This window comes from Rudaea sp. (assembly GCF_036383415.1).
Lineage (GTDB): Bacteria > Pseudomonadota > Gammaproteobacteria > Xanthomonadales > Rhodanobacteraceae > Rudaea.
Window position 1 is genome coordinate 1 of record NZ_DASVOK010000417.1, and the last position, 14,402, is coordinate 14,402.

14 protein-coding genes are annotated in these 14,402 nt (G+C 62.7%); 7 read left to right on the forward strand and 7 right to left on the reverse strand.

The window, feature by feature from the left end:
• A partial coding sequence (locus tag VF497_RS15205; protein WP_330890250.1) for a dihydrodipicolinate synthase family protein occupies positions 1-151 on the reverse strand: 151 nt, incomplete at its 3' end.
• A 122-nt stretch (positions 152-273) separates the two neighbouring features.
• Between VF497_RS15205 and VF497_RS15210 the strand changes: the two genes are divergently transcribed.
• From VF497_RS15210 to VF497_RS15220, 3 genes are all read left to right on the forward strand, one after another.
• The gene (locus VF497_RS15210; protein ID WP_330890225.1) at positions 274-834 is read left to right on the forward strand and encodes a glycine cleavage system protein R; all 561 of its coding nucleotides are present in this window, start codon (positions 274-276) and stop codon (positions 832-834) included.
• Positions 835-849: 15 nt separating this feature from the next.
• Entirely contained in the window at positions 850-1,314 is a 465-nt protein-coding gene (locus VF497_RS15215) for a peroxiredoxin (protein ID WP_330890227.1), read from the forward strand.
• A gap of 88 nt (positions 1,315-1,402) precedes the next feature.
• Complete coding sequence (locus VF497_RS15220) at positions 1,403-2,806, forward strand: PhoH family protein (RefSeq protein WP_330890230.1); 1,404 nt, start codon at positions 1,403-1,405, stop codon at positions 2,804-2,806.
• A 58-nt stretch (positions 2,807-2,864) separates the two neighbouring features.
• Here VF497_RS15220 and VF497_RS15225 read toward each other — a convergent pair whose 3' ends face one another.
• The 3 genes from VF497_RS15225 to VF497_RS15235 form a co-directional block, all read right to left on the reverse strand.
• Complete coding sequence (locus tag VF497_RS15225; protein ID WP_330890232.1) at positions 2,865-4,727, reverse strand: YncE family protein; 1,863 nt, start codon at positions 4,725-4,727, stop codon at positions 2,865-2,867.
• 248 nt (positions 4,728-4,975) lie between these two features.
• Positions 4,976-5,947, reverse strand: a complete 972-nt coding sequence (locus VF497_RS15230; protein WP_330890234.1) for a hypothetical protein — start codon at positions 5,945-5,947, stop codon at positions 4,976-4,978.
• A gap of 217 nt (positions 5,948-6,164) precedes the next feature.
• Positions 6,165-7,592 (reverse strand): hypothetical protein, encoded by a 1,428-nt coding sequence (locus VF497_RS15235; protein WP_330890236.1) that lies wholly within the window; start codon positions 7,590-7,592, stop codon positions 6,165-6,167.
• Positions 7,593-7,609: 17 nt separating this feature from the next.
• Here VF497_RS15235 and thiD point away from each other — a divergent pair, with 17 nt between their 5' ends.
• The 3 genes from thiD to VF497_RS15250 all read left to right on the forward strand — a co-directional run bounded on the left by thiD (position 7,610) and on the right by VF497_RS15250 (position 11,184).
• A complete protein-coding gene (gene thiD / locus VF497_RS15240; RefSeq protein WP_414706919.1) occupies positions 7,610-8,410 on the forward strand; it encodes a bifunctional hydroxymethylpyrimidine kinase/phosphomethylpyrimidine kinase in 801 nt (266 codons plus the stop codon).
• A 96-nt stretch (positions 8,411-8,506) separates the two neighbouring features.
• On the forward strand, positions 8,507-8,791 hold the full coding sequence (locus VF497_RS15245; protein WP_330890240.1) for a hypothetical protein: 285 nt from the start codon (positions 8,507-8,509) through the stop codon (positions 8,789-8,791).
• Positions 8,788-11,184 (forward strand): hypothetical protein, encoded by a 2,397-nt coding sequence (locus VF497_RS15250; RefSeq protein WP_330890242.1) that lies wholly within the window; start codon positions 8,788-8,790, stop codon positions 11,182-11,184. The genes VF497_RS15245 and VF497_RS15250 overlap by 4 nt, the downstream gene beginning before the upstream one ends.
• A 63-nt stretch (positions 11,185-11,247) precedes the next feature.
• Here the strand turns inward: VF497_RS15250 and VF497_RS15255 are convergent, their stop codons facing one another.
• From VF497_RS15255 to grxC, 3 genes are all read right to left on the reverse strand, one after another.
• Positions 11,248-12,255 (reverse strand): isocitrate dehydrogenase, encoded by a 1,008-nt coding sequence (locus VF497_RS15255; protein WP_330890244.1) that lies wholly within the window; start codon positions 12,253-12,255, stop codon positions 11,248-11,250.
• A gap of 71 nt (positions 12,256-12,326) precedes the next feature.
• Positions 12,327-12,635: a carboxymuconolactone decarboxylase family protein gene (locus VF497_RS15260; protein ID WP_330890252.1), complete on the reverse strand. Its 309-nt coding sequence runs from the start codon at positions 12,633-12,635 to the stop codon at positions 12,327-12,329.
• A 122-nt stretch (positions 12,636-12,757) separates the two neighbouring features.
• Positions 12,758-13,024 (reverse strand): glutaredoxin 3, encoded by a 267-nt coding sequence (gene grxC, locus VF497_RS15265; RefSeq protein ID WP_330890246.1) that lies wholly within the window; start codon positions 13,022-13,024, stop codon positions 12,758-12,760.
• Positions 13,025-13,213: 189 nt separating this feature from the next.
• On the opposite strand from grxC, the gene VF497_RS15270 reads away from it, so the two are divergent.
• A partial coding sequence (locus tag VF497_RS15270; RefSeq protein ID WP_330890248.1) for a M48 family metalloprotease occupies positions 13,214-14,402 on the forward strand: 1,189 nt, incomplete at its 3' end.

The window sequence follows — 14,402 nt, forward strand, 5'->3', positions numbered from 1 at the left end:
CATGCGATTCGCCCGTGGAACCGGCAACGACGAAACCTTGCGTCCCGCCTTCAAGCTGGAAATCGATCAGTCTGGCGAACGCGTCAAAATCGACCGCACCTCCGCGAAACGGAGTGGCGAGAGCGCAGATGCTTCCGGCGATGCTCTTCAAGGCGTACTCGTTGCGAAACGCAGGGATTTCAAGGGACTGGCGATGTTACTTGCGGGTAGGGGGCGTGGCAAGTATTCTGGCCGCATGCCCACGGGCCCAAGAACCATCAGGACGGCTTTGCCTTGACCGACGCAACGCAACGCCCCGCCGCGAACGAAAACTACCTGTTGATCAGCGCGTTCGCCGAACACGCAAAATCCCCGCTGGTCGCCATCGCCAAACGCATCGCCGACTGCAGTTGCAACCTTGCCGAATCGCGCGTGGCCATGCTCGGCCAGGAAGTTGCCGTGCTCGTGCTCGCGCAGGGTCCATGGGACGCGATCGCCAAGCTGGAATCGGCGCTGACCCGACTCGAACGCGATGACCGCCTGCGCCTTTCGTTTTCACGCACCGCCGCCAAACCGGTGCAGACGAATCTGCTGCCCTACGTGGTCGAAGTCGTCGCCGCCGACAAGCCCGGCATTCTTTTTCAGCTTGCCGAGTTCTTCCAGCGCCACCAGATCAGCATCGAGCAGTTGCAGTCGACGCGCTACCGCGCGATGCAGACCGGCGCGGACATGTTCTCGGCACAGATCACGATCGGCATTCCTTCCGACACGCACATCGCCGGATTGCGCGACGATTTCCTCGAGTTCTGCGACGGACTCAATCTCGACGCGATCATGGATCCGATGAAATTCTGAGGTAACGAGCCACACATGAAAATCGGCGACAAGATTCCGGACTTGCGCGGCGCAGTTGGCGAAGACAGCGAGATTCACCTGCGCGACCTGAAAGGGAAATTTGTAATCGTATACTTTTACCCGAAGGATTCGACTCCGGGCTGCACGCTCGAAGCGCAGAATTTCCGCGATCGCCAAAAGGATTTCGCCAAGCGTGGCGCCGTCGTCCTCGGCGTCTCGCGCGACTCGCTCGCTTCACACGGCAAGTTCAAGACCAAGCAAGCGCTCAACTTCGAACTCGTGTCCGATCCCGACGAGACGTGGTGCAAGGCCTTCGACGTGATCCACGAGAAGGTGCTCTACGGCAAGCGCCATCTCGGCGTGGTGCGCTCGACCTTCCTGATCGGCGCCGACGGCAAACTCAAACGCGAATGGCGTGGCGTGAAAGTGAAGGATCATGCCCGCGCCGTCCTCGAAGCACTGGACGCCGAGCGCAAGTGAGCCAGCCGGCACCGTTCTGCTGTCACATTCCTGCCGCACGCTGCGGCCGCAACATTCCTTTCCATCGACCCACGAGGGTAGCCATCGCATGACCCGAGGCAAGCGCATCTACGTACTCGACACCAACGTGCTGATGCACGATCCGACTGCCCTGTTCCGCTTCGAGGAGCACGACGTGTTCCTGCCGATGACGGTGCTCGAGGAACTCGATGCAGCGAAGAAAGGCACCTCGGAAGTCTCGCGCAACGTACGCCAGGTCAGCCGCTTCATCAACGAGTTGATCGAGCAAGGCAACGGCAAGTCGATCGAAGGTGGCCTCGAACTGCGCCTGCCGAAGTCATTGCAGCTGAAAAAGAAGGGCGCGCAGGTCGGCCGTCTGTATTTCCAGACGCAGAACTTCACCCCGATCAACGGCGCGGCGGCGAAGAAGAAGGGCATACCGGACAATCTGATCCTCGCCTCGATCGTCGATTTGCGCGAGCAGCGCCCCGACGTGCCCGTCGTGCTGGTGTCTAAGGACATCAACCTGCGCATCAAGGCCTCGATCTACGGCATCCAGGCGGAAGACTACGAGAACGATCGCGCGCTCGACGATTTCAGCCTGCTCTACAAGGGCTACAACGAACTGCCCGCGAATTTCTGGGAGAAGCATTCCGAGGTGCGCTCGTGGTCCGAGCGCGGCCACACGTTCTACGAGATCAAGCTGAAGAAGGACGAGGCCTGGGTCGCACAGGAATTCGTCTACCTGCCCGGCGAAGACGAAATCGAGATGCGCGTGCTGCGCGTCGTCGACGGCAAGGCCACGCTGCAGATCATCGACGACTACCGCGGCTCGCACGCGGTCTGGGGCGTGCACGCGCGCAACCGCGAGCAGAACTTCGCGCTCAATGCGCTGATGGACCCGGAAGTCGACTTCGTCACCCTGCTCGGCACCGCCGGCACCGGCAAGACCCTGCTCGCGCTCGCCGCGGGCCTCGCACAGACGATGGACACGCAGCGCTACCGCGAGATCATCATGACGCGCACGACCGTCTCGGTCGGCGAGGACATCGGTTTCCTGCCCGGCACCGAAGAGGAAAAGATGACGCCGTGGATGGGTGCGCTGACCGACAACCTCGAAGTGCTGGCGACACCACAGGAAGGCGGCGCCTGGGGCCGCCAGGCAACCAACGACCTGCTTGCCTCGCGCATCAAGATCCGCGCGATGAACTTCATGCGCGGCCGCACCTTCCTCAGCCGATATCTGATCATCGACGAGGCGCAGAACCTGACCTCGAAGCAGATGAAAACGTTGATCACGCGCGCCGGCCCCGGCACCAAGATCGTCTGCCTCGGCAACGTCGAGCAGATCGACACGCCCTATCTGACCGAGACGACCTCGGGCCTCACCTACGCGGTCGACCGCTTCAAGGGTTGGCAGCATTCCGCGCACATCACGTTGCGCCGCGGCGAGCGTTCGCGACTCGCCGACTTCGCTTCGGAAATGCTCTGAACTTCGACGACCGCGGATAAAGAAAACGGCCGCATCGCTGCGGCCGTTTCGTTTGAAGTTACTGGCAGCCCGGAGGCGGAGCGCCGAGCCGGTTTAGATGCAAGGTCCCGTTCTGGCCCTTGTTCGTACCGTCGGTGAAGTTAAAGGTCAGATCCAGCGTAGTGCAACTCGTGAACTGGAAATTCGCCGTACCCACGACAGTCTTGGCCGGGCTGGTCGGCGGCGGCTGCATGAAGGCGTCGCTGCCACTGCGTTCGATCATGCTTGCACTGAACGAGTTCTGCTGGCTCGATGCATCGGACTGCATTGCGTACCAGCGCTGACTCCCACCGCCGCCGATCTGCTGCCCGTTCGGCGCGTAGGTGAACCAGCCACCGAATAGGGACGGTCCGCTCGAGGACGGTGTGACGCTCACGACCAAACCTTGTCCGCTCGTTTCCGGGTTGTACCAGCTGCCCGAGTATTGATCGCCCCCGGTAGCTGTACCGCTGTCGCCAGCAGATGTGCACGTTGCCCCGCCGGTGAGGCGATTGAGACCGATGAAGCCCTTGCGATTGCTGCCGTCGCTGAAGATATAGCGCAGGACACCATGCGAACAATCGGTGAACTGCAGGGTCGCCTGCCCGACCGCAACCGGCGACACTGTCGGTGCAGCAGCGAAATTGCCGCCGGTGCCCGTGTAGATCGTCAACATCGCTGTCTTGTCCGTACTGCTCACATCGCCCTGCAACGAATACCAGCGCTGTCCACCCGCGGCCGTGACGTCGTAGGTGAACCAGCCAGCGAAGAACCTGCCGTGACCGGCGCCATTCGCGTCGGCAGTGGATTCAAGGACGATGCCCTGCCCGCTCGTGCTCTGGTTGTACCACGCACCGCTGAGGCCATGTTGGTTGAGGTTCACGGTCAAGCCGGCCGAACTCGTGATCGCACCGTAGTTGGGTACTGAGCCGACGTTGATTGGTCCGCGAACGATGTTCGCACTCAAATCAATGATAGCCACATTACCACCGCCGGAATTGTTGACGTAGGCGAACGTGCCGTTCGAGTCGACCGATATGCCGAGTGGCAGTGAGCCGACTATCAACTCCGCCGTGACCTTGTTGGTCGCCGTGTCGATGATGGAAACGGTGCCGCTTTGATAGTTGGAAACGTAGACCTGGCTGCCGTCCGGCGAAGTTGCGATGCCGATGGGGCCGATGCCGACCGTGATCGTTGCGACCTCGACATCCTTGGCCACGTCGATCACGGAGACCAGACCCAGCTGACCATTGGAGCCTGCGCCGTAGTCCGCAACATAGGCGAAGGTGCCCGCCGGATTCACCACGACGCCGACCGGATTGCCCAGGCTCAGCGCGATCGTGGCAGTTGCCGCGGTGTTGCTGGTCGTGTCGATCACCGCAACGCGACTCTTGTCCGCCAGGGTGACGTAGGCTTTCTTCCCGTCGGGCGTGAACGCCACGCCGATCGGCACGCCGCCGACTGCAATCTTGGTCGTTTCCTTGTTCGTCGCAGTATCAATCACTGACACCGTGTTGCCTACGCTGTTGGTGACATAGGCCGTTGTGCCGATCGGATTCACGGCAACGATCTCCGGCCGCACGCCGACCGTGATCGAGGCGATGACCGTGTTGAGCGTGGCCGAAGTCGGATCGGAGTCGACGACGGCTACCGTGCCGTTCGTCTTCAAATCGGTGCTGTCACCGTAGTTGGCAACGTATACGCGCGTTCCCGCCGGGTTGATCGCAACGCCGAGCGGTCCGGCGCCGATGCCCGGTGTCGCTGCCGCCGTCGACGTTGCCGCAACCGCCTGCGGAACCGTCGCCACTATCTGGTTCGTCGACAGATCGACGACCGAGACGGTATTGCTAGCATAGTTGGCAACATAGTTGAACGGCGCGGCGAACGCCGCAGGCGCACACAAGGCCAGACACAAGCTTGCAAGGGAACGCCTCGCGTTGCGGAATCTTGTCGAGGAATCGATTGCGCCAGACCAACCCAGCGACATTTTCGGCAACCCCGCGCTGGACGCGTTGCTCATTGCTTGCACCTGTGTTTCGGACTACGAGCGCGGAATGATACGTCAAAACCGGCGGCGGCTGCGGCGCGATCGGTATCGACGCCGGCATCGTTCAGTTCGCGTTCCGGCCGCAGCGGAACGCGACGCCTGAATCAGCGAAGCCGGTTGCGACGCTGCCTGCGCAGCGCAAGCAAAGCGGCGGCGAGCATCGAAGCGGCGAACGCACCTAGACCGAGCGGCGAAAACACGGGCGCGCCGACCGTCGATGCAGGCGGTGGCCCGTCGGTCACACAGACGGGAGGCGCGATCGCCAATCCACGCATTCTCGACTTGTACAGGGGGTTCGTCCTCGGATCCGCGATCGTGCCGAGCGTCGACATCGTGCCTTTCGCCGCGTCGATCTGGGCCAGCGTATTGAGCTGACTCGGCAACGGCGAATTGTTGAGGTCGTTGTAGTTGCGCAGCAGGCCCCACAATGTTCCCGACGCGTCAAACGCACCGTCCACCGGATTCGGCACGGCGATGCCGTAGGTGCCGATCAAGCCGGCCGCGCCGGTGCCCACATCGACGCTGTACAGATTCGCGGTGCCGCTGCCACCGAAGCCATACAACGTGCTGCCTTTGGTCGCCAGACTGGTCAACTTCACTCCGAGAGTGCCGACCAGACGCGTCTGCCCGCTGGCCGGCGTCACTTCCCAGAAATTGTTGTTCTCGGACGAGGCCATCCACAGACGGCCATCGCAGCTGAAAGAAAGAGACAGGCTCGCCGCTGAGGGAGTGCCGGCCAGGCCGCTGATCGTGCTGACTACCGAAGCGTTGCCGGACACCGGATTGAGCGTCACCAGCAGGGGCTGCTGCGCTTTGGACGGAAGCGCGACCGCGTACAGCTTCTGATCCGTTCCGAAGGTCAGACCGCTGATCAGAGTAAACGGATTGGTCGAATCACCGTTGTAGAGCCCGGCGGAACCCACGGGTACAGTCGATCTCGTCGCGAGATCGACCCTGTAAATCATCTGCGAATTGTCGATCGTCGATGGCTCGCCCGCGGTGTACGCAGCACTTTGCGCACGGCACAAACCGGCGACAACGAGCAAACTCGCGGCGATGAAGGCACGCAAAGCCATCGGACTTTAATTTTTCTAGTAGTAATTATGGTAATCGTCAGCTTGCCGCCGGGTTGAGCGGCAAGCGCGTTCAGCCTAGCACAATGCAGGCTGAAAACAAAGGGATTGCCGGGCAAAGACTGGAAGCGGTGCTTCCACAAGAAAACATGCCTGAAAACGGCTTCGTGTGACTCGGATTAAACGGACATCCGCGAGGTTCGCGCGAACCGCAAAGCGGTTAGAACGTCGTGGTGAGGAGAGCTTCGTAGCGCATGCGATTTGCGCCGTAGTTGCTCTCGGCGGTGTAACTCGGGATGCCGAGCAACTGGATCGGCGCATAGAGCGCCCTGAACCGGAACAGCGAGCGCTCGCCGAGCGTCAAGCCGTAATCGAGCTCCCAATCGTGCGATGCCAGATTGTTGAACTCAAGCAACTGTCTGAGCGCCAGCATGGTCGGCAATGGCTGCTCGCGCGTGCTGTAACGCAGGGCGAACTCGCCCGCGCTACTGCGCCAAGCCGCGGAAACCGAGTAGACATCCAGATTCTCCCAAGCCAGCGGTCGACCGGAACCCTGGAGGAAACTGAAGAAGTCCGCGGGCAGCGAATAACCGGCGAACGGCTTTATCTGCGAATACATGATCCGCTCGACGTCGGCGCTCAGGCGGACGTTGCGCACCGGCGCCCAGTCCACGCCTACGTTGGCGCTCGGCGGAATATCGAAGCTGCCCGCCTGGCCGAAGACACCGCGATACGTGTAGAAATTGTCCATGGCCACGCGAGACTGGTAGCCCGCACGCCAATCCAGACCTTCCCTCAAGCGGCCGCCCACGTCGAGCCGCGAGCCGAAGCCGGCAGAGTTTTCCTTGCTGCGCAGCGCGGACGGATTCTCCGCCCTCGCCCAGTTGTTCGGCTCGAAAGCCGACTGCATGCCCTGCATTGGCGCGAACAAATCGAATTTCTGGTAGGCGAGAATCAGCGAGAATCGCCAGTAGCCGATATTGTCCAGCGGCTGGGTAAACGACGGCGCGACGATCGTGCGGCGCAGACCGGGGGACTGCTCCGGCAGCAGGCTTCCCGTATCTGCCGCGGCCGTGTAGATCGGCGAATCGGAGACATGCGCCGTCTGCATCGCGACATTGAATGCCTTGGCGCCCTCGACCGAGGTTTCGGGGAAGCGCGCGGCGGGCGTACGCGCCCAGTTCGACCGCGTGCGGGTGAAGATTGTCGGCGCCTCGACCGCAGCCTCGCCCGGCTCACGCGCCCAAGTGAAATTCGACTTGAGGCTGTTCAGCGCATAGTCGCTCCAGCTCTCGATGAGATCGCCGGACATCGCCATTTCCTGCATGGCCGACGTACGCGCGGAAGCAACGGCGTCCTTCAACTTGCCGGCCGGCGCAGCCGCGAACGACAATGCGGCAGGCAGCGTCAATACCGCGCCGATAAGCGCAGCGAGCAGGCGTTGCTTGAAGGTCGTCGACCGCATATGTTCCAGACGCACGTCCAGAGTTCTCCCCGAATGGGCCGGGATATTGGCAAAAAAACCACATTTCGTCAAGACTGTTTTAACATCTTTGTTCAGCCGATTCTTCGTCAGCCCGTATTTTTGAGGTTTCGCGCGCTCGTGACGTGGCAAAGCCATCCGTCCCGACCTGTCGTGTTTATGCAACATCACCCCCTGTCCGCATGCGCCGAAACAACCTTCCCCCTTGTGTCCTGAGCATCGCTGGATCGGATTCCGGTTCGGCGGCCGGCGCCCAGGCTGACTTGAAAACCTTCTCCGCCTACGGCGTACACGGACTCACCGCGATCACCGCCGTCACCGCGCAAAATACGCGCGCGATCACTGCCATCCGGGTTCTTCCGCAGTCCATGCTGCTCGCGCAGCTCGATGCGGTTCTTGCCGACTTCCGGATCGCCGCGGTCAAGATCGGCATGCTCGGTAACGCGGCCAACACCCGCCTCGTCGCGCGCTGGCTGTGTCAGCACCGCCTGCCAAACGTCGTCATCGACCCGGTACTCGTTGCCAGCAGCGGCGGCCGCCTGCTCGCGGACAACGCCATTGCCGTCCTGCGTCGCGAACTGCTTCCGCTCGCGCACATGCTGACGCCGAATGTGCCCGAGGCCGAAACCTTGCTCGGACGTCCTATCCAAACCTATTCCGACATGCGCATCGCGGCGAAGGACCTACGCGGACTTGGCGCGCGCAGCGTGCTGATCAAGGGCGGTCATCTCGACACCGCGCAGGTTCGCGACCACTTCAGCGACGACGATGGCGACCTCGAATTCAGGCATCGCCGCAGAGACTATTCGGTGCGCGGAACGGGCTGCACGCTCGCCTCTGCCGTGGCCGCTGGTCTGGCCTTGGGGTTGTCGACGTGCGACGCGGTGGAGCGCGCCGAACGCTATCTGCAACGCGCATTCCGCGCGGCGCAGCGGCTCGGTCGCGGACCTTCACACATTTTGCAACATCACCTGCCAAACTGAGCGTCGAATGCGCTTGCCGGATTAAGGACCCGGTAATGCGAGCTGCACCAGACTCGAACACGCTTCGTATTCGTCATCGAACCCAAGGAGCCCGCCATGAGGACGATCCTGCTGATCACCGCCGCCGTAGCCGTTTGCGCAACTAGCGCACATGCGGCCGATACAGTCACCTTGCAAACCCAATCGCTGGCCGGCGCAGCGGATGCAAAAACGGCGATGAAACCCGCGATCGCAGGCAAGTCCGTGTCCAGCCCGAAACTCACCGCCGCGGTTGCGACGCGCAACAGCGACGGCACGCTCGAAGTGGGCTGCGTCGAGAAGCCGAATCCACGCGCAGGCAAGGCGCCGATCAACACGATCTCGCCGGAGCCGCAGCAATGAGCACGCGCAATTGGTTTTTCGCTCTTGCCACGGCCCTTGCAGCGGCCTCGACACCGATCGCGGCGTTCGCGACAGCGACCCAGCTGCAACCCGGCACGCAGTACAACATCTCCTTTCAGGCGAATGGTCTGACCAGCGGTTATGTCGCCGTCGACGCCTCCGCAAAGCAGCTCACCGTCAACGTGACCGGCACGGGCGGCGACGTCGATCTGTTCCTGCGCTACGGCTCGCCGTTTCCCGACTGCTCGACGACGTCGTGCAGCTACGACATGATCCAGCGCTACGCGCAATATCATTCGATGAGTTCGTCGTCGAACGAATCGATCGTGGTCACCAACGCCAGCACGATTCCGCTCGCCGCGGGCAACTGGTACGTCGTCGCGATCAACGGTTCGAGTTCGAGCGCGACAGCGACGCTGACCGTGACGCCGTCGACGACGGTATCAACCGCGAGCATCAACCTCGACTTCGGCAATCCGAGTACCAACGCCAGCGACCCCACCCAGAACTGCGATGTCACCCCCTGGTCCGATTCGACCGCGGTCGCAGCGGTCAGCGGCAACCCCGGCACGACACTGGGCGACCAGCGCAAGAACGCGCTGCAGTACGCCGTACAGCAGCTCGCCTCGCAACTCAACACCCCGGTGCCAATCACCGTGCACGCGTGCTGGGCACACCTCGGCGGCACGGCCACGCGCGCGACGCTGGCGCACGCGTCCTCCACCAGCCTTGCGTTCACCGACACGAGCTTTCCGATGTCGTGGCTGGCGAAAAGATATACCTGGTACACGAACACGCAGATCGCGCGCATGGGTGGCACCACTCCCTGCGGCGCACTCGGTGGCAGTTGCGACGGCGTCGACGGCGATGTAGTCGAGATCACCTTCAACTCCGACATCGGCACGGCCAGCGTGCTCGGCGGCAGCCCGTTCTACTTCGGCTACACCTCCGACAACAGTTCGAGTTCTTCGGACTTCATCGCGATCGCGATGCACGAGATCACGCATGGCTTGGGCTTCCTCGGCCTTGCCAACACCGACCCGAGCGCCGGACCGATCGGCGCGCGCGCCGGCATCACCACCGGTGCGACGACGGTCACCTACCAGAACTACAGCGAGGGGCCGTGGGACGATGTCTTCGGCGACAACGTGGTCAACGTCGCCAGCAACGGACAGAGCTACACGCCCTTCTTCGGCTACGAGTTGAACAGCCAGCCGAACAACGCGGCCCGCGCCACGGCGATGACCTCGGGCAACACCGTCACTTCGGCCAGCACCGGCAGCCGTTTCGCACCGACGCTGCTGCGCTGGTCCGACCCGCTCGCGGTGAATTCCTCGGCCAACCAGATGAGCGGCAATCCGCCGAACAATTTCCCGAGCCTGTACGCACCCTGCGACATGACCAGCACGACGTCGTGCAGCACTTCGGTCGGCTCGACGCTGTCGCATACCGTGCAGCAGGGCGACCTGATGAACGCGTTCTACAACGTCGGCCAGTCGCGCACGATGGGCCTCGCGGCACCGATGCTCGCCGCGATGGGCTGGTCCACCGCCGCCGCGCCGGCGGCCACGTTCGCCAAACCGTTCACCGGCATCTGGTACGACCGGGCACACAGCGGTCACGGCCTCGATTTCCGCCTGGTGTCGCACACGCAAGACTACGGTGACATATACCTCGCCTACTTTTATACCTATGACGCCAGCGGCTCGGTGGAAATGTTCGTGGCGCAGGGCAACGTGATCGATGGCGTATTCATTCCGAGCATAATCGGCGCCGACGGCAGCACGCTCGTGCGCTTTCATTACGATCCGGTCGCGAAGAAAGCTTCGCCGACGACCAACACCGGAGGCAGCATCGTTGTCGACTTCAACCAGGCGGCGAATTCGCCGGCCTGCCGCAACATCGATCGGAGCAGCGCGATCATGCTCGGCGTGATGAGCTGGTCGTTTGCCGACTCGAACGGCAACGTCACCGAAAAAGGCGACTGGTGCGTGGAACCGTTGACCACGCTCGCGCAGAACGCGTCGCCCGATCGCGGCGGCCTCTACTACGGCGGCTCCAGCGATTCCGGCTGGGGCTTTTCTGTGCTCGATGTCGACCGCGGCGCGGCGGGCGAGCAAGTGTTCAGCGTCCTCTACTATCCGGACGCAAACGGCAAGCCGGTCTGGGCGGTTGCCAATGCGCAGCCGTTCGTCAACGGCCAGACGATTCCCTTGATCCAGAATGCCGCAGGCTACTGCCGCACCTGCACGCCGGTGGCACAGAACCAGGTACAGGCCGGCACGATCACGCTGAATTTCGGCACGACGAACACGGCAACGATCGTCGCGAACTATCCTGGCGGTTCCTTCACGCGCACGAACGTGCCGCTGGTCAATCTCGGCACGCAATAGATCGCGTGATCCGGCGTAAAAAAGCCCGGCTTCCATGCCGGGCTTTTTCTTTGCTGCAGTCGCTCAGCGCAGGCGTTCGATCAGCGCGTCGGCAAAACTGTCGGTGGTGCCGCTGCCGCCGAGGTCAGGGGTGACGCGATCCTTGGCTGCGATCGTCGCGCGGATCGCAACGCGCACGCGGTTGGCCTGGTCCTCGAAGCCGAGATGGCCGAGCATCTGACAGGCACCGAGCAGCAGTGCGCAGGGATTGGCAATGCCCTTGCCGGCGATGTCCGGCGCGGAACCGTGCACCGCCTCGAAGATCGCCGCGTGCTCGCCGATGTTGGCGCCGGGCGCGAGACCGAGGCCGCCGACAAGACCTGCACACAGATCGGAGAGGATGTCGCCGAACAGGTTTGTCGTCACAATCACGTCGAATTGCCAAGGATTCATCACCAGCTGCATGCAGGTGTTGTCGACGATCATTTCGTTGTGTTCGATCTCGGGATACTGCGCCGAGACTTCGCGTGCGACCTTGAGGAACAGGCCCGAGGTCGACTTGAGGATGTTCGCCTTGTGCACGATCGTGACTTTCTTGCGCCCTGCGCTGCGCGCCAGATCGAACGCGTAGCGCACGATGCGCTCGGATCCCTTGCGCGTGATCTTCTGCGTCAACGTAGCCGTATCGCCGTCGGCCGACACCTGCTGGCCTTCGCCGATGTAGGCGCCTTCGGTGTTCTCGCGCACGGTGAGGATATCGATGTTCTCGTAGCGCGACTTGGTGCCCGGGAACGAGATCGCCGGACGCACGTTCGCGTACAGGTCGAACTTCTTGCGCAAGGTGACGTTGATCGAGGTGAAGCCCTCGCCGACCGGCGTGGTCAGCGGGCTTTTCAGTGCGACCTTGTGCTTGGCGATCGCATCGAGCGTCGCCTGCGGCAGCAGCTCGCCGAACTTGTTCTGCGCGGCAAGGCCGGCTTCGACAACGTCGTACTTCAGATCGAGACCGAGCGCGTCGATCACGCGCAAGGTGGCCTGCATGATCTCCGGGCCGATGCCGTCGCCGGGGATCACTGCAATCGTGGTGGTCATGGTTTAACTCGGAGCGTAGGGGACCGCGCATTATAAACGCAGGCGGCCACGAAGCCGAGAACCAACGCCGGTTACGCCGATGCGGTCTCGAGCCTGTCCAGAAAATCCACCGCCCGGCGCAGATGCGGAATGACGATCGACCCGCCCACGACGAGGCCGACGCTGAACGCCTCGAAGAATTCGTCACGGTTCACGCCAGCGTCGCGACATTGCGCGATGTGGTAGCTGATGCAGTCGTCGCAGCGCAGGACCAGCGAGGCGACGAGACCGAGCAATTCCTTGGTCTTCAGATTCAGCGCGCCGTCCTTGTAGGTCTGCGTATCGAGCGCGAAGAAACGCCGCACGACCTGGTTGTCGTGCTCGAGAATGCGCTCGTTCATGCGCTTGCGGAATTCGGTGAATTCCTGGACCCGGTTCGCCGCTTTCGCATCCGCCTTCGCCGACGTGCGCTTCCTCGCTTTCTTCGGTGCAACCACTGCCTTGGCCAATGGCTTTCGCGCACTCATGCCACGGCTCCGATCAATTGCGCCAGCTTGCCGCTGCGCTCGGCCGCGGCGAGCTCGTCGAAACCGCCGACGTGTTCGCCGTTGATGAAGATCTGTGGCACGGTGCGCCGGTTAGCCGAACGGCTGAGCATTTCCTGGAAGCGGGCCGGATCCTGATCGATGCGGAACTCCTCGTAGTCGAGGCCCTTGGCCTTGAGCAAATTCTTCGCCGCAACACAGTAGGCGCAGTTGGCGCCGGTGAAAATTTCGACCTTGGTGCTCATCTTTCGGTTTTTCCTTCGTGCGCAACGCGCCTGGTCGCAAGTGTGGGGGCTGTACAGGCGGATTTCCAGAGCGGCGCGGGCTTGAACGCCGTCTGAGCGCAAAGCGCCCGACAGGCCGCAAACAGTGGATGCGGAACCTTGGCAGGAGTAAGGTAATCCCGGATTTCCCCCGCAGTCGCGTCACCCCCCATGTTCGCCAAGCATCTCCTGCCCTCTCTTCTCGTCGCCGCGCTCGCGGTGCTGACCAGCCACGGTTACGCCGCCGACACGCGCCTGCCCAATCTCGGCAGTTCGGCCGGCAATGTCGCCTCGCCCGAGGAACAACGCCAGTACGGTTTTTACGTACTGCACGAGTTGCGCAACCAGAACGCCGTGCTCGACGACGCGCTGCTCGCGGACTATCTCAACACGCTCGGCTACAAGCTCGTGTCCTACAGTCCACAGCCGGACCAGCCGTTCACGTTCTTCATCGTGCGCGACAACGAGATCAACGCGTTCGCGCTGCCCGGCGGTTTCGTCGGCGTCAACGCCGGCCTGATCACGACCAGCGATACGGAAGGCGAACTCGCCGCGGTGCTCGCCCACGAAGTCTCGCACGTCACCCAGAATCATCTGATCCGCGCGGTCGAGGCCGAGCAGAAGATGACGCCGCTGATGCTGGCCGGCATGCTCCTTGCCGTCGTCGCCGCATCGAAATCGAGCCCGTACAGCACGAGCAATTCCGATATCGGCGCGATCGCCGCCGTGCAGGGCCTCGCCGAACAGATGCGCATCAACTTCACCCGCGCCGACGAGGCGGAAGCCGATCGCGTCGGCATCACCACGCTGGCCAAGAGCGGCTTCGATCCCGACGCGATGGCCGGATTTTTCGAGCGCATGCAGCGCGCGCTGCGCCCGGGCTTCGACGAGAACGACATTCCCGCGCTGCTGATGGACCATCCGGTCACGACCACGCGCATCAGCGAGGCTAAGGCGCGCGCCGAGCAGATCAAGAAAGAATATCGCCCCGTGGTCACGGTCGGTGACGTGCAGGCCGCGCCGAAGGAACTTGCAGGCAAAGCCGACGTCCAGCCCACGGTCGACGGTGTCGCAAAAAACGGAAGCGGTACGGCATCTGCGGGAGAAGCAACAGGCAAGCCCGCGCCCATTTCGACCGGCTCGTTGCTTGCATCGATCGGCCCCGCCGCGCGACCTAATCCCGGCGCACTGCGTCCGGTCCAGCCGACCGCCGAGCAGCGTGCGCGTGCGCAGGCCTACTACGAACTGATGCGCGAACGTGTGCGCGTGCTGGCCAGCGCACGCCCGGGCGAATTGATCACCTACTACGCCGACAACCTGCGCAACCACAAGGAATTCGACACGCCGGCCAACCGCTACG

What these genes read in the sequence shown, in the direction of transcription:
- VF497_RS15215 (WP_330890227.1), top strand. Translation starts at nt 850, where the DNA reads ATGAAAATCGGCGACAAGATTCCGGACTTGCGCGGCGCAGTTGGCGAA.
- VF497_RS15220 (WP_330890230.1), top strand. Translation starts at nt 1,403, where the DNA reads ATGACCCGAGGCAAGCGCATCTACGTACTCGACACCAACGTGCTGATG.
- VF497_RS15230 (WP_330890234.1), bottom strand. Translation starts at nt 5,947, where the DNA reads ATGGCTTTGCGTGCCTTCATCGCCGCGAGTTTGCTCGTTGTCGCCGGT.
- thiD (WP_414706919.1), top strand. Translation starts at nt 7,610, where the DNA reads ATGCGCCGAAACAACCTTCCCCCTTGTGTCCTGAGCATCGCTGGATCG.
- VF497_RS15245 (WP_330890240.1), top strand. Translation starts at nt 8,507, where the DNA reads ATGAGGACGATCCTGCTGATCACCGCCGCCGTAGCCGTTTGCGCAACT.
- VF497_RS15250 (WP_330890242.1), top strand. Translation starts at nt 8,788, where the DNA reads ATGAGCACGCGCAATTGGTTTTTCGCTCTTGCCACGGCCCTTGCAGCG.
- VF497_RS15255 (WP_330890244.1), bottom strand. Translation starts at nt 12,255, where the DNA reads ATGACCACCACGATTGCAGTGATCCCCGGCGACGGCATCGGCCCGGAG.
- VF497_RS15260 (WP_330890252.1), bottom strand. Translation starts at nt 12,635, where the DNA reads ATGAACGAGCGCATTCTCGAGCACGACAACCAGGTCGTGCGGCGTTTC.
- grxC (WP_330890246.1), bottom strand. Translation starts at nt 13,024, where the DNA reads ATGAGCACCAAGGTCGAAATTTTCACCGGCGCCAACTGCGCCTACTGT.